The sequence below is a fragment of the Streptomyces sp. GMY02 genome (assembly GCF_019056675.1).
Taxonomy (GTDB): domain Bacteria; phylum Actinomycetota; class Actinomycetes; order Streptomycetales; family Streptomycetaceae; genus Streptomyces; species Streptomyces odonnellii.
Map to the genome: position 1 here is coordinate 6,743,372 of NZ_CP077658.1, position 19,116 is coordinate 6,762,487.

The 19,116-nt window shown below is 71.7% G+C and carries 15 protein-coding genes and 1 pseudogene; 8 read left to right on the forward strand and 8 right to left on the reverse strand.

The window, feature by feature from the left end:
- Positions 1–60 precede the first annotated feature (60 nt).
- Positions 61–324, forward strand: coding sequence for a hypothetical protein (locus KQY30_RS28755; protein WP_217309361.1), 264 nt, complete (start codon positions 61–63; stop codon positions 322–324).
- Positions 325–610: 286 nt separating this feature from the next.
- Here the strand turns inward: KQY30_RS28755 and KQY30_RS28760 are convergent, their stop codons facing one another.
- The 3 genes from KQY30_RS28760 to hmgA all read right to left on the reverse strand — a co-directional run bounded on the left by KQY30_RS28760 (position 611) and on the right by hmgA (position 4,186).
- The gene (locus tag KQY30_RS28760; RefSeq protein WP_217309362.1) at positions 611–1,819 is read right to left on the reverse strand and encodes a type ISP restriction/modification enzyme; all 1,209 of its coding nucleotides are present in this window, start codon (positions 1,817–1,819) and stop codon (positions 611–613) included.
- 144 nt (positions 1,820–1,963) lie between these two features.
- Positions 1,964–2,755, reverse strand: a complete 792-nt coding sequence (locus KQY30_RS28765; protein WP_217309363.1) for a GntR family transcriptional regulator — start codon at positions 2,753–2,755, stop codon at positions 1,964–1,966.
- A 102-nt stretch (positions 2,756–2,857) separates the two neighbouring features.
- Positions 2,858–4,186: a homogentisate 1,2-dioxygenase gene (gene hmgA / locus KQY30_RS28770; RefSeq protein ID WP_217309364.1), complete on the reverse strand. Its 1,329-nt coding sequence runs from the start codon at positions 4,184–4,186 to the stop codon at positions 2,858–2,860.
- Between the two features lie 405 nt (positions 4,187–4,591).
- On the opposite strand from hmgA, the gene KQY30_RS28775 reads away from it, so the two are divergent.
- On the forward strand, positions 4,592–5,851 hold the full coding sequence (locus tag KQY30_RS28775; RefSeq protein ID WP_217309365.1) for an MFS transporter: 1,260 nt from the start codon (positions 4,592–4,594) through the stop codon (positions 5,849–5,851).
- Between the two features lie 114 nt (positions 5,852–5,965).
- Positions 5,966–7,315 (forward strand): ABC transporter ATP-binding protein, encoded by a 1,350-nt coding sequence (locus KQY30_RS28780; protein ID WP_217309367.1) that lies wholly within the window; start codon positions 5,966–5,968, stop codon positions 7,313–7,315.
- A 66-nt stretch (positions 7,316–7,381) separates the two neighbouring features.
- Here the strand turns inward: KQY30_RS28780 and KQY30_RS28785 are convergent, their stop codons facing one another.
- On the reverse strand, positions 7,382–8,290 hold the full coding sequence (locus tag KQY30_RS28785) for a DMT family transporter (RefSeq protein ID WP_217309368.1): 909 nt from the start codon (positions 8,288–8,290) through the stop codon (positions 7,382–7,384).
- A gap of 255 nt (positions 8,291–8,545) precedes the next feature.
- Between KQY30_RS28785 and KQY30_RS28790 the strand changes: the two are divergent.
- Positions 8,546–9,166 (forward strand): annotated as a pseudogene (locus tag KQY30_RS28790) (TetR/AcrR family transcriptional regulator); the annotation flags it as partial.
- A 139-nt stretch (positions 9,167–9,305) separates the two neighbouring features.
- On the opposite strand, the gene KQY30_RS28795 reads toward KQY30_RS28790, so the two are convergent.
- Positions 9,306–9,767 carry a MaoC family dehydratase gene (locus KQY30_RS28795; RefSeq protein WP_217309372.1) on the reverse strand — a complete coding sequence of 154 codons (462 nt, stop codon included), beginning with the start codon at positions 9,765–9,767 and terminating at the stop codon, positions 9,306–9,308.
- Between the two features lie 145 nt (positions 9,768–9,912).
- Here KQY30_RS28795 and soxR point away from each other — a divergent pair, with 145 nt between their 5' ends.
- Positions 9,913–10,419, forward strand: coding sequence for a redox-sensitive transcriptional activator SoxR (soxR, locus tag KQY30_RS28800; RefSeq protein WP_217309374.1), 507 nt, complete (start codon positions 9,913–9,915; stop codon positions 10,417–10,419).
- A 250-nt stretch (positions 10,420–10,669) separates the two neighbouring features.
- Here the strand turns inward: soxR and KQY30_RS28805 are convergent, their stop codons facing one another.
- The gene (locus KQY30_RS28805; protein WP_217309375.1) at positions 10,670–11,281 is read right to left on the reverse strand and encodes a hypothetical protein; all 612 of its coding nucleotides are present in this window, start codon (positions 11,279–11,281) and stop codon (positions 10,670–10,672) included.
- A 369-nt stretch (positions 11,282–11,650) separates the two neighbouring features.
- Between KQY30_RS28805 and KQY30_RS28810 the strand changes: the two genes are divergently transcribed.
- Positions 11,651–14,500: a penicillin acylase family protein gene (locus KQY30_RS28810; protein ID WP_217309377.1), complete on the forward strand. Its 2,850-nt coding sequence runs from the start codon at positions 11,651–11,653 to the stop codon at positions 14,498–14,500.
- 82 nt (positions 14,501–14,582) lie between these two features.
- Here the strand turns inward: KQY30_RS28810 and KQY30_RS28815 are convergent, their stop codons facing one another.
- The gene (locus KQY30_RS28815; RefSeq protein ID WP_217309378.1) at positions 14,583–15,836 is read right to left on the reverse strand and encodes an exo-beta-N-acetylmuramidase NamZ domain-containing protein; all 1,254 of its coding nucleotides are present in this window, start codon (positions 15,834–15,836) and stop codon (positions 14,583–14,585) included.
- A gap of 249 nt (positions 15,837–16,085) precedes the next feature.
- On the opposite strand from KQY30_RS28815, the gene KQY30_RS28820 reads away from it, so the two are divergent.
- Together KQY30_RS28820 and KQY30_RS28825 are read left to right on the forward strand one after the other, a co-directional pair.
- The gene (locus KQY30_RS28820; protein WP_217309379.1) at positions 16,086–16,850 is read left to right on the forward strand and encodes an SDR family oxidoreductase; all 765 of its coding nucleotides are present in this window, start codon (positions 16,086–16,088) and stop codon (positions 16,848–16,850) included.
- A 208-nt stretch (positions 16,851–17,058) separates the two neighbouring features.
- Entirely contained in the window at positions 17,059–17,652 is a 594-nt protein-coding gene (locus tag KQY30_RS28825; protein WP_046503060.1) for a TetR/AcrR family transcriptional regulator, read from the forward strand.
- A gap of 243 nt (positions 17,653–17,895) precedes the next feature.
- Here KQY30_RS28825 and KQY30_RS28830 read toward each other — a convergent pair whose 3' ends face one another.
- Positions 17,896–19,110, reverse strand: coding sequence for an acyl-CoA dehydrogenase family protein (locus KQY30_RS28830; protein ID WP_217309380.1), 1,215 nt, complete (start codon positions 19,108–19,110; stop codon positions 17,896–17,898).
- Positions 19,111–19,116: the final 6 nt, after the last annotated feature.

Genomic DNA, 19,116 nt, shown 5'->3' on the forward strand with positions numbered 1-19,116 from the left:
TGAGGGGGCGCTAGGGTTAACCTGCCCGGGTCGGGTGCCCTCGTACGGGTGGGGAGTGACATGAAACAGATAACGGCACACAGCAGGGCGCGAGTCCCTGCGGTCACGTGCGGGAGCAGCGCGACCAGTTCGCGCCTCGACCGCCATCTCTCGGTGCTCGGCGGTCCCGCCGTCCCGCAGGGAGAGACGGCCGAGGCGACGCTCCTGATGCGCGAACTGACCGCGCGGGACGCGTCCGAGACGCACCGGAGCAAGGGCGCGCGGGTCTCGCTCTTCGCGCCGCTGCGCCGGCTGCGCCGCTCGCTGTTCGGCAGCCGCCACTGACCTTCGCGGCGGTGAACCGGTGGCCGGCCCGTTCCGGTGCTCCGGTGTTCAGACGATCCCTCACGCGCCCGGGTGATCCCGGCCCTCCGGCGCGGTGCCCTTCCCGCTCCCCGTCCTCCCCAACGGTCCCGCGGCACCGCGTCGGATGTCCCCCGGGCGTCCCCTCCCGGAGGTCCCTCCGGCGCGGGACTCCGCCCCACTCCCGCTCGACCCGTACTTGAGCGCTGCTTGACGCACACTTGAAGGCCGCTTGAGGCCTGCTTGATTTCCGCGCGCGCTTCTGCGCTCAGATCAGCGCGAACTGGCCGTCCGGGCCTTCCTCGTGATGGTCCAGCACGGAGGCCGGCCGCCGCGCCGCCGCCGGGACCGGCAGGATGCCCGCGGCCCGCAGCTCCTCCCGGCCGATCTCCGGGCCGCCGTGCAACTCCTTCTGGAGCGGCCGGAGCTCCGCCAGCAGTGCCAGGACCGTGATCAGTTCCAGCAGTTCCGAGGTCCACTCCTGGGGCCAGGCCGCCGGCCTGATCGCCTCCAGCGTGCCCGGCTCGGCGGGCGCGGTACGCCGCTCGAACCACGCGTCCAGGACGCGTACCCCGCTCACCGTGAACTCCCATGCCCCGTGCGGTACGGGCGAGATCCGGCCCGTACCGAGCAGCAGAGCCTCGTCCTCCGGTTCGTACGCGATCTCCTCGGGCCTGGCGGGAATCGCCGCCCGTACGTAGGGCCGTCGGCCGCCCGGCAGCCGCGGCCGTTCGCCGCCGCGCGCCCCGCGGAGCTGGATCTCGGTCATCCGCCGTCCCAGGGCGACCCCGGAGGCCCAGACGTCCGGATCGGCGGTCAGCGGGACCGCGGGGCCCTCGGGGGAGGGGACGGCGGCGGCCACGGCCCACGCCAGCAGCTCCTCGGCGCCGACCTCGTGCCCGTACCGGAGCGAGAGGAGCGCGAGCAGCCCGGGGGCGACGTTCGGTTCCGCGGCGCCGGGGCGGCGGTAGAGCGGCCGGATACGCCCCGGCCCGCCCCCGGCGGAGCGCCCGTCCGGCAGCAGACCGGTCACCAGCAGCGCGGGGCCCTCGCCCTGCGGTACGTAGCCCTGCTCCAGGGCGAAGAGCTGATGCTCGTCCGCGACCCGCCACAGCTCGGGGCGTGCCGCGTCGATCAGCCGGTGGTCCGGGATCAGCCACTGCTCGTCGAACGGTCCGTGCAGTACGCGGCGCGGCGGCGGGCAGCGCCCGGACTCCCGGGTGAACCGGCCGGTGCCGGTGGTCCCGCCCGGCAACGCGGCGACCGCGCTGTGCGGCGTACGGGCCCGGCTCGGCCCGAACAGAGCCTCGCGCTCGGTGCCCCCGGCCTGTACGAGCCGGTCCCAGCGGGCCGTCAGGGACGCCCGGTCCGGGGCCAGGACCCAGGACCTGCCGAGCCGCAGCGGAGCCGCCGACCACGGCAGGAGATCCGCCAGCAGCGGGCTGCCGCCCGTCGTACCGGACCGCGTTGCCGTCATCCGGACCGCCCTCCCGTCGGTCTGCGCGCCCTCGCCCCCCGGCGGCATCGTATCCGGCACCGCCCCGGACCCGCTTTGTCCTCAATCGCGGTACGGAAATCACCGGACGGGCCCATGAGCCCAGCAAGATCCAAACGAGCGGCCCTAGGCCCTGTCCGGCGGGCTCTTCCGTGCCTGCTCGGTCGTGAGATCCGTCTCCACCGTCACCGAGAACGAGAAACGGTCGCCCCGGTAGCGGATCCGGGCCACATCCACCACCCGGCCCTCGTCGTCGTACGTCACCCCCGTGTAGTGCAGGATCGGGCTGAGCAGCGGCACCCGCAGCAGTTCCGCCGTGGCCGGGTCCGCGAGGCGCGCCTCGACGGTGTCCGTGATACGGCTGATCCGGACGCCCAGGCCGTCACGCAGCACCTTGGTCATCGGCCAGCGCTCCAGATCCGCCACGTCCAGCCCCGCCGCGATCTCCGGACGGACAGCGTTCTCCGCCCAGTTGACCGGCTCCCCGCTCTCGCCGTCGCAGCGCAGCCGCCGGTAGCCGATCACCTCGTCGAGTCCCGGGAAGTACTCGGCGAGTTCACCCGGGACCGGGGCCGGACCGTGTCCGAGTACGGTCGTACGCTCCCCCGACTGCTGCGCCACGATCGCGTCGACCGAGCCCAGCAGCCGACGCGGGGCGCCCCGGCGCACGCCCGGCTCGATAAAGGTCCCGCGCCTGCGGTGCCTGCTGATCAGGCCCTCCTCCTCCAGCTCCTTGAGGGCCTGACGCATCGTCAGCACACTGACCCCGTAGTGCGCGGCGAGCTGCTCCTCGGTGGGCAGCCGCAGCGGATCGTGCGGCCGGCGGCCGAGTATCGAGGCGCGCAGCGACTGCGAGACCTGATACCACAGCGGCAGCTTGCGGTTCAGGACCAGCGAGTCGGGGGCGAAGGCGGTCACCGGCTCCTCCACAACTGTGATCTCACGCCGGACCCTAGTGCGTGTCCGGCGCCCGACGGCCACGGCCCCCAGGGCCGGAGCCGCCGGGGCAGACCCCTGGTGTCAGGGCCTGAAGTGGCGCTCAAGACCCTGCCACACGTCGTCGTAACCCCGCTGGAGATGGGCCGCTCCGGCCGCCTGCGCGGTCGCGGTCACCGGCCGGCGCGTCTCGAACATGAACGCGAGACCGTCGTCGATCTTCTGCGGCTTCAGCTCGGCGGCACTCGCCCGCTCGAAGGTGTCCCGGTCCGGGCCGTGGGCCGACATCATGTTGTGCAGCGAGCCCCCGCCGGGGACGAAGCCGCCCTCGCCGGCCGCCTTCGCGTCGTACGCGCCCTCGATCAGGCCCATGTACTCGCTCATCACATTGCGGTGGAAGTACGGCGGCCTGAAGGTGTTCTCGCCGACCAGCCAGCGCGGGCCGAAGACCACGAAGTCGGCGTTGGCGAGGCCCGGGGTGTCGGAGGGCGAGGTCAGTACGGTGAAGATCGACGGGTCGGGATGGTCGTAGCTGATCGACCCGATGACATTGAAACGGCGCAGATCGTATACGTACGGCACATGGCTGCCGTGCCACGCGACGACATCCAGCGGCGAGTGGTCGTAGGTGGCGGCCCAGAGGTTCCCGCAGAACTTGTTGATCACCTGGACCGGCCGCTCGATGTCCTCGTACGCGGCGACCGGGGCCAGGAAGTCCCGGGCGTTGGCGAGGCCGTTGGCGCCGATCGGGCCGAGATCAGGCAGGGTGAACGGCCGCCCGTAGTTCTCGCAGACATAGCCGCGCGCCGTCTCGTCCAGCAACTCCACCCGGAAGCGCATCCCGCGCGGAATCAGCGCGACCTCGCCGGGGCGGGCGGCCAGCAGGCCCAGCTCCGTACGGATCAGCAGCCCGCCGCGCTCGGGGACGATCAGCAGTTCGCCGTCCGCGTCGCTGAACACCCGGTCGGTCATGGCGGTGTTGGCGTGGTAGAGGTGCACGGCCATACCGGTGCGCCGCGTCGCGTCCCCGTTGCCGCCCAGTGTCCAGAGCCCGGCCAGGAAGTCCGTACCGGGAGCCGGGTCGGGCAGCGGGTTCCAGCGCAGCCGGTTGGGGTCGGGGACGGTCTCGGTGAACGGGGCGCCCCGGACCGCGCCGTTGCCGATCCGTACGAACGGCGGGTGTGCGGCCGACGGGCGGATGCGGTACAGCCACGACCGGCGGTTCTGGGCGCGCGGCTCGGTGAACGCGCTGCCGCTGAGCTGCTCCGCGTAGAGCCCGAGCGGCGCGCGCTGCGGGGCGTTGCGGCCGAGCGGCAGTGCGCCGGGGACGGCCTCCGAGGTGTGTTCATTGCCGAAGCCGGGGGAGTGCTCCAGATCCCCGGCGGTCTTGCGTGCCTGCTCGATGCCGCTCATCGTCCGCGTCCGCTCCCTGTTCCCGTGTCCGGCACGGCATTCCCTGCTCCCGGTTCCCGTACGGCTTCGCACCGTCCGAGTCAATCCTATGGACAACCGTAGGATTGTGGCCGCGGCACGTCAACGGGCCACGCGGCATCACGGCGGCAGATCCGGGCCGTGCTCCGGGCCGCCCTTTCAGCGGTGGTCTCGGCCGGGCGGGGGCGTTGTCCACAGGCCTCGGCCGGTATCCGTACCCGTCGGTACGCTCAGTTCTGTTCGCGCACCACCACCGCTGCCGCCGACCGGAGGGCCCATGCTTCCTGTGCTTCCTGTGCTTCCTGCGCTTCCTGAAGACGCAGTCCGCACCGCCGCGCCGACCTCGCCGGTGGTGCCCGGCGCCGGGCTCCTTCTCGGTGTCATCTGATGGTGCGGACACGGGGCGCGGACGAGGCGTCCGGCGGGCGGGGCTGGCTCCTCCGGCTGGTTGTCGCCTTCTGCTTCGCACAGGGCGCGGTGTCGATGGCGCGTCCCGCCGTCTCCTACCGCGCGCTCTCCATGGGCGCGGACGAGCGCGCGATCGGCGTGATCACCGCGGTGTACGCGCTGCTTCCGCTCTTCGTCGCCGTACCGCTGGGCCGCAGGACCGACCGGGGACGGTGCGCCCCGCTGCTGGCCGTCGGGGTGATCCTCATATCCGCCGGCTGCGCCCTGAGCGGTACGGCGGGCTCGCTCGCCGCCCTCGCGGTCTGGAGCGGGGTGATGGGACTCGGGCATCTCTGCTTCGTCATCGGCGCCCAGTCGATCGTCGCCCGCCGCAGCGCCCCCGCCGAACAGGACCGCAACTTCGGCCACTTCACCATAGGCGCCTCCCTCGGGCAGCTCGCGGGACCGGCCGCCGCCGGACTGCTGGTCTCCGGCCAGGGCGCCGGCATGGACCGTACGAGCGCCCTCGCCCTGCTCGCCTCGGGGGGCGTCGCCGCGGCCTCCTTCACCGCGCTCTGGCGGCTCGAACCCCGTACCCCCGCCGCCCCGGCGGCCGGACGGCAGGCCAAGGTGCGCGTCGGGCGGATACTGCGCACCAGAGGTGTCCCCGCGGGCATGTTCATCAGCCTGGCCGTGCTCTCCACGACGGATGTCCTCACCGCGTATCTGCCGGTCGTCGGCGAGTGGCGCGGCATCGCGCCGGCCACCGTCGGACTGCTGCTCAGCCTGCGCGCCGCCGCCACCATCGCCTGCCGGCTGGTGATGCCGCCGATGCTGCGCCTGCTCGGGCGTACGGCCCTGCTCACCGCCACCTGTCTGCTCGGCGGACTGCTGTGCGCGGGCATCGCCCTGCCCGTGCCGGTGTGGGGACTCGCTCTGGTCGTGGCCGCGCTCGGGTTCTGTCTGGGGGTCGGCCAGCCGCTGTCGATGACCACCGTCGTACGGGCCGCTCCCGACGACGCGCGCTCCACCGCCCTGGCGCTGCGGCTCACCGGCAACCGTCTCGGACAGGTCGCCGCGCCCGCCTCCGCCGGTCTTGTGGCGGGGGTCGCCGGAGCGGCGGCGCCCTTCATGATGCTCGGCGCGCTGCTGGTCGCGGCGGCGGGGATGGGACTGCGAAAACCGGGTGCGACACCGGGCGGGACAACGGAACCGGTGGGGAAACCGGTTGCTGAACCGGTTTTCCGGCGCGGCTCCTGACGCCTTCCGTACCCTGGCCCCGAACCTTCGCGCGAAACGTTCCCCGACCGCGCGTAGTCGGCTAACTTCAGGCCTCGCACCCGCTCCACCTCTCCCTCCCCGGGCGGAACATCCATGACTCGCGCCATCTCCCTGAACAGCGTCACCAAGATGTACGGCCGGTCCGCGCCGCCCGCCGTCGACCGCTTCTCGCTCGACATCGCCCCCGGTGAGTTCGTGGTGCTGCTCGGCCCCTCCGGCTGTGGCAAGTCGACGGTGCTCCGTATGATCGCGGGGCTGGAGGACATCACCGAGGGCGAACTCCTCCTCGACGGCGTGTACTCCAACCTCATGCCGTCCCGGGAACGCGGTATGGCGATGGTGTTCCAGAACTTCGCGCTCTACCCGAACATGACCAACCGCGAGAACATCGGCTTCCCGCTGCGGCTGGAGAACCCCCGCGCGGACACCGGCCAGCGGGTGCAGGCCACCGCCAGGATGCTCGGCATCGAGAGCGTGCTCGACCGCTATCCCAGCCAGCTCTCCGGCGGTGAACGCCAGCGGGTCGCGATGGGCCGGGCCATCTCCCGGCGGCCCTCGGCCTTTCTGATGGACGAGCCGCTCTCCAATCTGGACGCCAAGCTCCGTAACCATCTGCGTGCCGAGATAGCCCAGCTCACCGCCGAACTCGGCGTCACCACCGTGTATGTGACGCATGATCAGGCCGAGGCGATGTCGCTGGGCGACCGGGTCGCGGTGATGCGCGGGGGAGTGCTCCAGCAGGTGAGCGCGCCGCGCGAGGTGTACGCGCTGCCGGAGAACGTGTTCGTCGCCGCGTTCATCGGCACCCCGCGGATCAATCTCCTCCAGGCCGTGGTGTACGCGCCGTTGGCCGGGCGGATGTCCATCGACCTGGGCAAGCAGCGGCTGCCGCTGCCCGACCCCCTCAGCTCCGATCACCAGTTGCTCCGGATCCAGCAGGGCCGCCAGATCATCGTGGGGCTGCGGTCCGAGGCCGCGCGTATCGCGTCGCCCAGCGAGGCGCGCTCCGGCGAGGTGGCGCTGAGCGGCATCGTCGAGCACATGGAGTACCAGGGGCACGAGGCACTGGTGCATCTCAACACCGGTTCCCGGCCCGCCTCGGTGACCGAACTCGAATCGCCGAGGCCGGCGAACCGGCCCAGGACCGCGCCGCGGCGACACAGGCCCGGCCAGAAGCCGGGGGTGCTGGGGCGGCTCCTGGGCCGGGCCGGCGGTCCTGCCGGGGGCGTCGACGAGCCGGAGCCGCCGACGCCCCTGTCCTACAGCCCCGACCGCCCGGCCATCACGGCGAGCGATCTCGTCGTCCGTACCGGCCCCGACATGCGGCTGCGGACGGGCGCGCAGGTGCCGCTCCTGGTCGATCTCGCGCATCTGTACGTGTTCGACGACCACGGCCGCCGGATCTGTCCGGCCCCAAGGAAACTGCCGGGTCTGGACGCGTAGGTCGGCCGGGCGGCTGTGCTGTGTTCCCGCTGTGTCCCCGTCCTCAGCCGTCGTACGGGGCGCCGTTCAGTGCTGGCGCCGTGGACGTGAGCGTGCCACCGCCACCCCGGCCAGGCAGAGCGCGCCGCCCGCCAGCGTGAACAGGCCGGGGACCTCGTCCAGGAACAGCCAGGACATCAGCACCACCAGCGCCGGGACGGCGTAGGTCGTCGCCCCCATCCGCCCCGCCGTCGTACGGGCCAGCGCGTACGCCCACGTCGTGAACGCGAGCGCGGTCGGGAACACGCCCAGATAGACCATGTTGAGCGTGGCGGACAGCGGGGCTCTCCCGATCTCGTCGACAAGCTGCCCCGCGAACGGCAGGCAGGCGACCGCGCCGATCAGACAGCCGAACACCGTCGCCTGGAGCGCCGTCGCCTTGGCCAGGACCGGCTTCTGCGCGACCACCCCGGCCGCGTACGCCACCGCCGCCAGCAGACAGAGCATCACGCCGAGCACCGAGGCACGTCCCTCGCCCGACATCGAGAGCCCCACCGCCACCGCACCCGCGAACGACACGGCCATGCCAGCCAGCAGCCGGGGCGGCAGTGTCTCGCCCAGCAGCCGGGCGCCGAGCAGCGCGATGAGGACCGGGCCGATGTTCACGACCATCGCGGCCGTGCCCGCGTCCACCTCCCGCTCACCCCAGTTGAGCACCACCATGTACACGCCGAACCACAGCACCCCCGAGACGGCGATCCCGGGCCAGGCCGCCCGGGGCGGCAGACCTTCACGCCGTACGAGCCAGACCGCGCCGAGGACCAGTGCCCCGGCGAGCAGTCGGCCGAGGGCCAGCGCCCCCGGCGAATAGGCGGCTCCGGCGCTGCGGATCGATACGAAGGCCGAGGCCCAGCAGAAGACCGTCACCGCGGCAGCCGCGAGGGGCAGCCAGGCGACGGGGGCGGGAGCGGGGCGGGCGGAATCGGACTGGGGCACGTCGGGCAGGGGGTGTCTGCGCCGGGGGCGTCGTGCGGTGCGAGTGAGTCATACCGGGAAGGTACTCGGACAAGCGTTCGGTCCTCACCGCAATATGCGCGACTCGACGCCCAGCCCTTCATACTTGGCGATCGCCGCCGTGGGTGCCCCGAGTCCCTGGGGCTCTAAGCGCTTGCTCAGCTCGGGGTATGGTGTTCGTCCTGCCGAGTGGACGGCCGAACGGAAGGCCGAGAGGCCGAGGGAAAGGTGCGAACGATGCGGACGTCGGAGCAGACGGCGGACGGCGAGGGCGCTCCATGGGCCGAGGTCGAGCCGGAGGCCGCGAGAAGGCTGCTGGTCGCCGCCGTCGAGGCGTTCGCCGAGCGCGGCTACCACGCCACCACCACCCGCGACATCGCGGGCCGCGCGGGAATGAGCCCGGCCGCGCTCTACATCCACTACAAGACCAAGGAAGAACTGCTCCACCGGATCAGCAGGATCGGCCATGACAAGGCGCTGGAGATCCTGACGGCCGCGGCGGACGGCGAAGGCACGGCGGCGGAGCGGCTCTCCGAGGCCGTACGCACCTTCGTCCTCTGGCACGCCGCGCAGCACACCACCGCGCGGGTCGTGCAGTACGAACTCGACTCGCTCGCCCCCGAGCACCGTACGGAGATCGTCGAGCTGCGGCGGCGCAGCGACGCGGCGGTACGGCGGATCCTGGGCGACGGGGTGCGGGACGGCGAGTTCGATGTGCCCGATGTGCCGGGCACGACGCTCGCCGTGCTGTCGCTCTGTATCGATGTGGCGCGCTGGTTCAACGCGGCGGGGCGCCGGACGCCCGACGAGGTCGGCGCGCTCTACGCCGGTCTGGTGCTGCGCATGGTCTCGGCGCGCGAGCCGCGCGAGCCGGTGGAGCCGCAGGAGCCGGTGGAGCCAGTTGCGCCAGGGGACTCAGGGGATTCACGCGACCCGGAGGCGCGGGGGGCCGACGGGCCGGAGCAGTAGACCTCGGAACGGGCCGTGGCAGTAGACCTCAGAAGTAGAAGCGCGAGACGGACTCCGCCACACAGGCCGGCTTCTCGCCGCCCTCCCGCTCGACCGTGACCAGGGTCGTGATCTGCACACCCCCGCCCGCCTCCACGGCCTCGGTGAGCACCGCCGAGGCGCGCAGCCGCGAGCCGACGGGCACCGGGGAGGGGAAACGAACCTTGTTGGTCCCGTAGTTGATGCCCATCGTCACATTCTCGACGCGCAGGATCTGGGGGACGAACACGGGCAGCAGGGACAACGTCAGATAGCCGTGCGCGATGGTCGTACCGAACGGGCCCGCCGCCGCGCGCTCCGGGTCCACATGGATCCACTGGTGGTCCCCGGTGGCCTCGGCGAAGAGGTCGATCCGCTTCTGGTCGATCTCCAGCCAGTCGCTGTGGCCCAGTTGCTCGCCGACCCCGGCGCGCAGCTCCTCGGCGGAGGTGAAGATCCTCGGCTCGGCCATGTCCCTGTTTCCTGCCTCTCGGGGTCCCCGGCTTCTCGGGGCCTCGCTCACAGGCCCGTTCCAAGCGCTTGCTCAGCTTGCTGGGCCGGTGTGCTCCTGTCAACGCGCACACCCCGTACGGACTTGCTCGTCTAGGGTTGGAGGAGTGCCGCAGATTCCCGAGAAGATCCATGAGCTGACCGTCGGACAGCTTTCCGCGCGCAGTGGCGCCGCGGTGTCGGCGCTCCACTTCTACGAGGCCAAGGGCCTGATCAGCAGCCGCAGGACCAGCGGCAACCAACGCAGATACGGACGCGACGCACTGCGCCGGGTGGCGTTCGTACGCGCCGCCCAGCGCGTGGGCATTCCGCTCGCGACGATCAGGGACGCCCTCGCCGAACTCCCCGAGGAGCGCACCCCGAACCGCGACGACTGGGCACGGCTCTCCCAGGCCTGGCGCTCGGAGCTGGACGAGCGCATCAAACAGCTCGGCCGGCTCCGTGATCACCTCACGGACTGCATCGGCTGCGGCTGTCTGTCCCTGGAGACCTGCGTTCTGTCCAACCCGGACGATGTGTTCGGCGACCGGTTGACGGGCTCGCGTCTGATGCCGGAGCACCGGGTTCCCAAGGAGCGGCCGGACGCCGACCGCCCGGACGCCTGCTGCCGCTGACCCCGCCCGGACGCCTGCTGCCGTTGACCGGCTGGCCCGCTGGCCCGCTGGCCTGTTGGCCCGTGGACCCGCTGGCCCGCTGACCCGGACGCCTGCTGCCGTCGGCCCGCCGTCGGCATCGGCTCGTACACCCGCTCCTACCGGTGCCCGTACCGCCGTGGCCACTCACCGCGGAATCCGCTGCCCACCGCGGCTCGCCGCCGAGCCGCCGATGCGGGGGCGCGCCGTCCTGGTGCCGCCCCCGCGGCTCTCATGCCACCGAAGCGAGTTCCTTGAGCCGGGTCCGCTTCGCCCGGGCCAGCGCCTCGGGTGTGAGCAGCGGCTGCGGTACGACGATGCCGCACCCCCGGCACACCGGTCCCGACCACGGCTCGTTGGACAGATCGGGGCGCCAGACGATGCCGGGCTCCGCACAGACGGGACAGGCCGCGCTCGGCTCCGACTGAAGGCCCGAGATCAGCCGGCGCAATACCTCGGCGAGCGACTCGGACGGATGGACCGCCGGGTCGTCGCAGCGGGCGACACCATTTCCGCCCCAGGTCCGCCGGTGCCAGTCGTCGAAGCTCCCGGGCCGCCTCAGCCCGTCGTGCTTCTCGCGCCTGCGCCGCTCCGCGAATTCTCCTTCGTACGCGAGCCAGACGGCCCGCGCCTCTTCCAGTTCATCGAGCGCGGCCATCAGCCGCACCGGGTCGGGGGACCTGTCCTCGGGCTCCATACCGTGCCGTGCGCACAGATGATCCCAGGTCGCCCGGTGTCCATAGGGGGCGAACCGCTCCAGGCACTTGCGCAGTGAATACCGTCGCAAGGCCAGATCGCACCGCGGATCGCGCACCTGTCTCGCAAGACTCCGGAATCCGGCCATCGCATGCCACCTCCGTCGCTACTTCGGCGTTGAGGAATGGACGTACGCCTGCCCCGTTTGGCTCCATCAAATTCCAGATTGCTTCGATGAACCAGTCATAACGGCCATTTTCGAGCGAAATTCATGCGCGATGCATAGGTGACTCAGAGGAAACCCGGCGCGGCGCCCCGGACGCGGCGGCCGGGACGGCGGCGACGGCGGCCCGGTCGGCGGCGACAGCGGCTCGCAAAGAGAGACCGCGAAGAGAGGACAGCGAAGAGATGCCCGCGAAGAGGTGGCAGCGGCCCGGAGAAGGTGACTCATGTGCGCCTTACTGGGCGGTCATACCCTCGGTAACCTCCCGCGCACCGGACTCCCCGAGGAGCATCCATGCGACGACGCACCGGAAGACTCACACCCGCCACCGCCGCCGCGGTGTGCGCGCTCGGCGCGGCTCTGCTGGTCCCGCCGGAGCGGGCCTCCGCCGCACCGGCCGCGCCGACCGAACCCGCCCGCGCGCCCGTGTCCGCGCCCGCCGCCGACCCCGTCACCGACCACTGCGCCGGCCGGTGCGCCGACATCCTGCCGCCGGGCCAGAACGGCAACGCCACCCTCGCCGAGATCCTCGCCCACCAGGTGCTCGGCATCCGCCCCGGCCACAGCTCCGACCAACTCGCCCGGTACGACGCGCTGGTGGCCGGCCAGAGCGGGCTCACCGACGAGAAGCTCACCGACTTCTTCAACGACGCGTCCTTCGGCGTCCCCGCCGACCGGGTCGAATCCGTCACCACCCCGCGCCCCGATGTCACCATCACCCGCGACAAGCAGACCGGGGTCCCGCACATCAAGGGCACCACCCGCTACGGCACCGAGTTCGGCGCCGGTTACGCGGCGGGCCAGGACCGGCTCTGGATGATGGACCTGTTCCGTCACATCGGGCGCGGCGAGCTGACCCCCTTCGCCGGCGGCGCCCTCGCCAACCAGGGCCTGGAGCAGCAGTTCTGGCCGGCCGCCCCGTACACGGAGGCCGACTACGAGGCGCAGATCGAGCGGATCAGGACCACCGGCGGCGAGCGCGGCGAGCTGGCCATGGCCGACGCGCAGGCGTATGTCGACGGCATCAACGCCTACCGGCAGCAGGCCAAGAACGGCCGCTACTTCCCCGGCGAATACGTCCTCACGGGCAAGGTCGACGCGATCACCAACGCCGGTGAGATCCAGCCGTTCAAGGTCACCGACCTGATCTCCATCGCGTCCGTCGTCGGCGGCCAGTTCGGCGGCGGCGGTGGCGGCGAGGTGCAGGCCGCGCTCTCGCTGCTCGCCGCGCAGCAGAAGTACGGAGTCGTCGAGGGCACCCGGGTCTGGGAGTCCTTCCGCCAGCGTGACGACCCCGAGGCCGTCCTCACCGTCCACGACGGCACGGCCTTCCCGTACGCCAGAAAGCCCGCCCAGCCCAAGGGAACCGCCCTGCCCGACCCGGGTTCCGTACGGCCCGAGCAGCTCGTGCACGACAGGACGGGCTCGGCCGGCACCGGCGCGAAAGCCCCCGTCCGCGCCCCCGCGCTGCTCAGGCCCGCCCAGGGGATCTTCGACGACGGGGTGATCCCGCCCGGCTCGCTCTCCGCCGGACGCGGTATGTCCAACGCGCTGCTGGTCTCCGGCGAGCACACCGCGAGCGGCAACCCCGTCGCCGTCTTCGGCCCGCAAACCGGCTATTTCGCGCCACAGCTTCTGATGCTCCAGGAACTCCAGGGCCCCGGTATCAGTGCCCGCGGAGCCGCCTTCGCGGGCGTCGGGATGTACGTCCAGATGGGCCGCGGCCAGGACTACGCCTGGAGTGCCACCTCGTCGGGCCAGGACATCACCGACACCTACGCCATAGAGCTGTGCGAGCCGGACGGATCGGCCCCCACCACGGCGTCCGCCCACTATCTCCACCACTCCGTCTGCACCCCGATGGAGAAGATGGAGCGCGTCAACTCCTGGAAGCCCAGCGTCGCCGACTCCACCGCCGCGGGCTCCTACCGCCTCCAGGTCTGGCGCACCAAATACGGCATGGTCACCCATCGCGCGACCATTGGCGGCAAGCCCGTGGCGTACACCTCGCTGCGTACCACCTACCGGCACGAGGCCGACTCGATCATCGGCTTCCAGATGCTCAACGACCCCTCGTACACCAAGGACGCCGCCTCCTTCCAGCGCGCGGCCTCGCACATCGGCTACGCCTTCAACTGGTTCTACGCCGACTCCCGCACCGCCGCCTACTTCAACAGCGGAATGAACCCGGTGCGGGCACCCGGCGTCGATCCGGCGCTCCCGGTCAGGGCGGAGCCGGCGTACGAATGGCAGGACTACGACCCGGCGTACAACACCGCCGCGTACACCCCCTTCGCCGAGCATCCGCAGTCGGCCGGGCAGGACTACTACATCTCGTGGAACAACCGGCAGGCCCGGGAGTACGACACCGCCGGCTTCGGCTTCGGCGCGGTGCACCGGGGCGATCTCCTCGACGACCGGGTCAAGGAGCTGGTCGCGGACGGCGGGGTCACCCGCGCCTCCCTCACCCGGGCGATGGCCGAGGCCGCGGTGACCGATCTGCGCGGTGAACAGGTGCTGCCCGAACTGCTGAGGGTGCTGCGCTCCGCGCCCGTCACCGATCCCCAACTGGACACCGCGATACGGCAGTTGGAGGCCTGGGGTGCCGCCGGGGCGCAGCGCAGGGAGACCGCGCCCGGCTCGCGCTCGTACGGCCACTCCGCCGCCGTACGCATCATGGACGCCTGGTGGCCCCGGCTGGTGGAGGCCCAGTTCAGGCCCGCGCTCGGGGACGGTCTCTACCAGGCGCTCACCGCCTCGCTCCCGGTCGACGAGTCACCGGCGTCGAGCCATGGACCGACGGGCGCGCACAGCGGTTCGGCCTTCCAGTACGGGTGGTGGGGATATGTCGACAAGGATCTCAGGCAGGTCCTCGGCGACCCGGTCCAGTCCCCGACGGCGACGACGTACTGCGGCAACGGTGCCCTGAACGCGTGCCGCGACACCCTGCTCACCACCCTCAGGACGGCCGCGGCCCTGCCCGCCACCACGGTCTACCCCGGCGACGACAACTGCTCGCCCGGCAACCAGTGGTGCACGGACGCGCTCATCCACCGCCCCCTGGGCGGCATCACCCACCCCACGGTCAACTGGCAGAACAGGCCGACCTACCAGCAGGTGGTGGAGTTCGGGTCCCACCGTTAGAGCATCAGCCGTTGCCCTCCTCACGCGCCGGACGGGCTCGGGCAGCCCGTCCGGCGCGGTGCGCTCAGGCGTGGGGGCGCGCTCAGGCGTAGAGCAGATAGCCGCGGCGCACTCGGCGGAATGCCGCCAGTTCCTCCTGCCACGCGGCCACCACCTCGTCCGTGTCCGCGCCCGCGTCGATCAGGGTGCGGACCTGTGCGGAGCCGGTGAGTTTGTCGATCCAGTTGTCGGGGCGCCAGGCGAAGCCGGTCCACGCGCGCTTCGCCGTCACCAGCAGCGCGATTCCGGTCCGCACCGGGTCGAAGGACTCGCGGTCGTGGACGTGGAGCTGGACCCCACCGATCGTCCTGCCCTGGAACTTGGAGAAGGTCGGTGCGAAGTACGCCTCGCGGAAGCGCACGCCCGGCAGCTCCTCGGCGTTGGCCGCCTCGGCCCAGCGGCGGTCGATGCCCTCGGCGCCGAGGAGTTCGAAGGGGCGGGTCGTGCCGCGGCCCTCGGACAGATTCGTCCCTTCGAACAGACAGGTGCCCGCGTAGACCAGGGCCGTTTCCGGCGTGGGCATATTGGGGCTCGGCGGCACCCAGGGCAGTCCGGTCGTGTCGAAGAAGTCCGAGCGCCGCCAGCCCGTCATCGTCACGGCCGTCAGCTCCACCGGCCGTTCCAGGAACTCGCCGTTGAAGAGCAGCGCCAGCTCGGCGACCGTCATCCCGTGCGCCTGCGAGATCGGCCGGCGGCCCACGAAGGTCGCGAACTCCGGCTGGAGCACCGGCCCGAGGGCGGCGCGCCCGGTGACCGGATTGGGGCGGTCCAGTACGACGAAGCGCTTGCCCGCGAGCGCCGCCGCCTCCATGCAGTCGTAGAGCGTCCAGATGTACGTGTAGAAGCGGGCGCCCGCGTCCTGGATGTCAAAGACGATCGTGTCGGCACCGGAGGCGGTGAAGATGTCTGCGAGCGGCTGCCCGCTCTTGAGGTACGTGTCATAGACCGGCAGCCCCGTCGCCGGGTCGTCGTAGCGCCCCTCCGAGCCGCCCGCCTGGGCCGTCCCTCGGAAGCCGTGCTCGGGGCCGAAGACGGCCACCAGATCCACCCGGTCGTCGGCGTGCATCACATCCACCACATGGCGGACGTCCCGGGTGATCCCGGTGGGGTTGGTGACGATGCCGACGCGTTGCCCCGCGAGCCCCCGGTACTTCCCGGCCGCCAGCCGGTCGAAGCCCGTACGCACCCCGGTCCGGCCGCCCGAGCGCGCGGTGGCGGGGGAGGCGCCCGCGGCGAGCGCCCCCGCGGCCCCCACCGCGCCGCCGGCGGCCAGCACACCCCGTCTGGACAGGCTCATTCCGCTACCTCCATGGTCGGGTCGTCTGTCATGCCCACGTACGCTAGTGCCCCGGGTCACCGTACGGAACGGAGCGGAACGCGTACGGAGCGGTGTACGGCGCGGTGCCCGCGATCCGGCGCTGCTCCCCAGCCTGCCTCCGCGAACCCGAGCCCGTCTCTTCCGCGATCACGTACCGACTGGTTAGTCTGCTGGGCGGTCGGAAGTGTCAGCGGTCCGGAGAGGCAGGTCCCGATGAGTACGGTCCCGATGAGTACGGTGCGCGGTGCGGGGGTGGTCGTCACCGGGGCCGGCGGCGGTATCGGCGCCGCGCTCGCCCGCCGGTTCGCCGCCGAGGGGGCCCGCGTGGTGGTCAACGACCTGAACGCGGAGAAGGCCCGTACCGTCGCCGCCGAGATCGGCGCCCGTGCCGTCCCCGGCGATGCCTCGCTGATCGTGGCCGAGGCCCGCGAGGCGCTCGGCGGCACCGTCGACATCTACTGCGCCAACGCCGGGGTCGGCGCGCCCGGTGACGCCCTCTCCGAGGACGATGTCTGGTCGGCCGCCTGGGACGTCAACGTCATGGCGCACGTACGGGCCGTCAGGGCACTGCTGCCGGACTGGCTGGAGCGCGGCAGCGGCCGTTTCGTCTCCACCGTCTCCGCCGCCGGCCTGCTCACCATGATCGGCGCCGCCCCGTACAGCGTCACCAAGCACGGCGCGCTGGCGTACGCGGAGTGGCTCTCGCTGACCTACCGCCATCGCGGCCTCGCCGTGCACGCCATCTGCCCGCAGGGGGTGCGTACGGACATGCTCACCGCCTCCGGCAGCGCGGGCGATCTGGTGCTGGCCGCCACCGCCATCGAGCCCGAGGCGGTCGCCGACGCACTGTTCGCGGCCATGGCCGAGGACCGCTTCCTTGTCCTGCCGCACCCCGAGGTGGCCGGCTACCACCAGGCGCGCGCCGCCGATCCGGACCGCTGGCTGGCCACGATGAACCGCGTCCAGCAGACATGGGAGGGGGCCACGCGTTAGAACGTGCGGACCCTCGCGTTCCCGCCGGAGCCATCCGTCGCGACTAGTGGGAAGATCCTCGGAAAGGGGCTGTGCTCCTGGAAGTTCCCTCGAACGAACGACGAACAACAAACGACAGATGACGTACAGCGCGAACAGTACGAACCGTACGAGTAGTACAGGCAGTACGCGCGCGAGCGGCACGGAGCGGAAGGCGGGTGGCGGCCCCATGGCCAGGACGACGGACGGGGGCGGAGTGCCCGTCCCCCAGAGGCTGCTGGCCGCCGCTACCCGGCTCTTCGCGGAGCGCGGCTACGACCGCACCTCGGTCCAGGAGATCGTCGAGGCGGCGGGCGTCACCAAGGGCGCCCTCTACCACTACTTCGGCTCCAAGGAAGATCTCCTCCAGGAGGTGTACGCCCGGGTCCTGCGCCTCCAGCAGGAGCGTCTCGACGCCTTCGCGGACGCGGACGAACCGGTCGAGCGCCGGCTGCGGGCCGCCGCCGCCGATGTCGTCGTCACGACGATCGAGAACCTGGACGACGCCTCGATCTTCTTCCGCTCGATGCACCACCTCAGCCCGGAGAAGAACAAGCAGGTACGGGCCGAGCGGCGGCGCTACCACGAGCGGTTCCGTGCGCTGATCGAGGAGGGCCAGCGCGGCGGAGTCTTCTCCTCCGCCACCCCGGCCGACCTCGTGGTGGACTACCACTTCGGCTCCGTCCACCATCTCTCCACCTGGTACCGCCCGGACGGCCCGCTCTCGCCGCAGCAGGTCGCCGACCATCTCGCGGACCTGCTGCTGCGGGCGCTGCGTCCGTAGGGCCTGTGCGCCGTACAGGCCCTACGGACGGTCCTGGATCCTGGCGTACCACCGACGCTAGCCCGGTAAATGCCCCGGGTTGAGACCCATGCGCGAGTTGCCACCGTAAAGGATGACATAAGTGGCGAGATGGTGACGCGAGGCGGGCCCTGTGCGGTACGCGAGGGCCCACGCTCTCCGTATGTGACGGCCCGCCCCGCCGTACGGGAGCGTCGGCCCTGCGACCGACACCGCCTCGTACCGTCAGAGGTACTGCTTCAGTTCCCGCCGCGCCAGCGACCGCTGGTGCACCTCGTCGGGACCGTCGGCCAGCCGCAACGTCCGTGCCGCCGCCCACAGTTCGGCCAGCGGGAAGTCCTGACCGACCCCGCCCGCGCCGTGCAACTGCACCGCCGAGTCGATGATGTCCGCCACCGCGCGCGGAGTCGCGATCTTGATGGCCTGGATCTCGGTGTGCGCGCCCCGGTTGCCGACCGTGTCCATCAGCCAGGCCGTCTTCAGGACCAGCAGCCGGAGCTGCTCGACCGTCACCCGGGCGTCCGCGATCCAGTTCTGCACGACTCCCTGCCGGGCGATCGGCCCGCCGAAGGCCGTACGGGACAGCGCCCGCCGGCACATCAGCTCGATCGCGCGCTCGGCCATCCCGATCAGCCGCATGCAGTGGTGGATACGGCCGGGCCCGAGCCGCGCCTGCGCGATCGCGAAACCACCGCCCTCCTCGCCGACAAGATGCGCGGCGGGCACCCGTACGTTCTCGAAGACCACCTCGGCATGGCCGCCGTGGTAGTGGTCCTCGAACCCGTACACCCGCATGGCGCGCCGGACTTCGAGTCCCGGGGTGTCGCGCGGCACCAGGATCATCGACTGCCGGCGGCGGATGTCCTCGCCGTCCGGATCGGTCTTGCCCATCACGATGAAGACCGCGCACCGTGGGTCCATCGCCCCGGAGATGTACCACTTGCGGCCGTTGATGACGTAGTCGTCGCCGTCGCGCTCGATCCGGGTCCTGATGTTCGTCGCGTCGGAGGAGGCCACATCCGGCTCGGTCATCGCGAACGCCGACCGGATCTCGCCCGCGAGCAGCGGCTCCAGCCACCGCTTGCGCTGCTCCGCCGTGCCGAACTGGGCGAGCACCTCCATATTCCCGGTATCGGGCGCCGAGCAGTTGAGCGCGGTGGGCGCGAGCTGCGGGGAGCGCCCGGTGATCTCGGCGAGCGGCGCGTACTGGAGATTGGTCAGCCCGGGGCCGTACTGCGCGTCGGGCAGGAACAGATTCCACAGGCCCTGCCGGCGTGCCTCGGCCTTGAGGTCCTCCACGACCGCCGGGGTGTCCCACGGGTCGGCCAGCTTCGCCCGCTGCTCGCGGGCCACCTCCTCGGCCGGCAGCACATGGCTGTCCATGAAGGCGAGCAGCCGGGCGCGCAGTTCTTCGGTACGGGCGTCGAACGCGAAGTCCATCGGGGT

Coding starts and splice junctions, on each gene's coding strand:
- KQY30_RS28755 (WP_217309361.1), top strand. CDS start 61: ATGAAACAGATAACGGCACACAGCAGGGCGCGAGTCCCTGCGGTCACG.
- KQY30_RS28760 (WP_217309362.1), bottom strand. CDS start 1,819: ATGACGGCAACGCGGTCCGGTACGACGGGCGGCAGCCCGCTGCTGGCG.
- hmgA (WP_217309364.1), bottom strand. CDS start 4,186: ATGAGCGGCATCGAGCAGGCACGCAAGACCGCCGGGGATCTGGAGCAC.
- KQY30_RS28775 (WP_217309365.1), top strand. CDS start 4,592: ATGGTGCGGACACGGGGCGCGGACGAGGCGTCCGGCGGGCGGGGCTGG.
- KQY30_RS28780 (WP_217309367.1), top strand. CDS start 5,966: ATGACTCGCGCCATCTCCCTGAACAGCGTCACCAAGATGTACGGCCGG.
- KQY30_RS28795 (WP_217309372.1), bottom strand. CDS start 9,767: ATGGCCGAGCCGAGGATCTTCACCTCCGCCGAGGAGCTGCGCGCCGGG.
- KQY30_RS28805 (WP_217309375.1), bottom strand. CDS start 11,281: ATGGCCGGATTCCGGAGTCTTGCGAGACAGGTGCGCGATCCGCGGTGC.
- KQY30_RS28810 (WP_217309377.1), top strand. CDS start 11,651: ATGCGACGACGCACCGGAAGACTCACACCCGCCACCGCCGCCGCGGTG.
- KQY30_RS28815 (WP_217309378.1), bottom strand. CDS start 15,836: ATGAGCCTGTCCAGACGGGGTGTGCTGGCCGCCGGCGGCGCGGTGGGG.
- KQY30_RS28820 (WP_217309379.1), top strand. CDS start 16,086: ATGAGTACGGTGCGCGGTGCGGGGGTGGTCGTCACCGGGGCCGGCGGC.
- KQY30_RS28825 (WP_046503060.1), top strand. CDS start 17,059: ATGGCCAGGACGACGGACGGGGGCGGAGTGCCCGTCCCCCAGAGGCTG.
- KQY30_RS28830 (WP_217309380.1), bottom strand. CDS start 19,110: ATGGACTTCGCGTTCGACGCCCGTACCGAAGAACTGCGCGCCCGGCTG.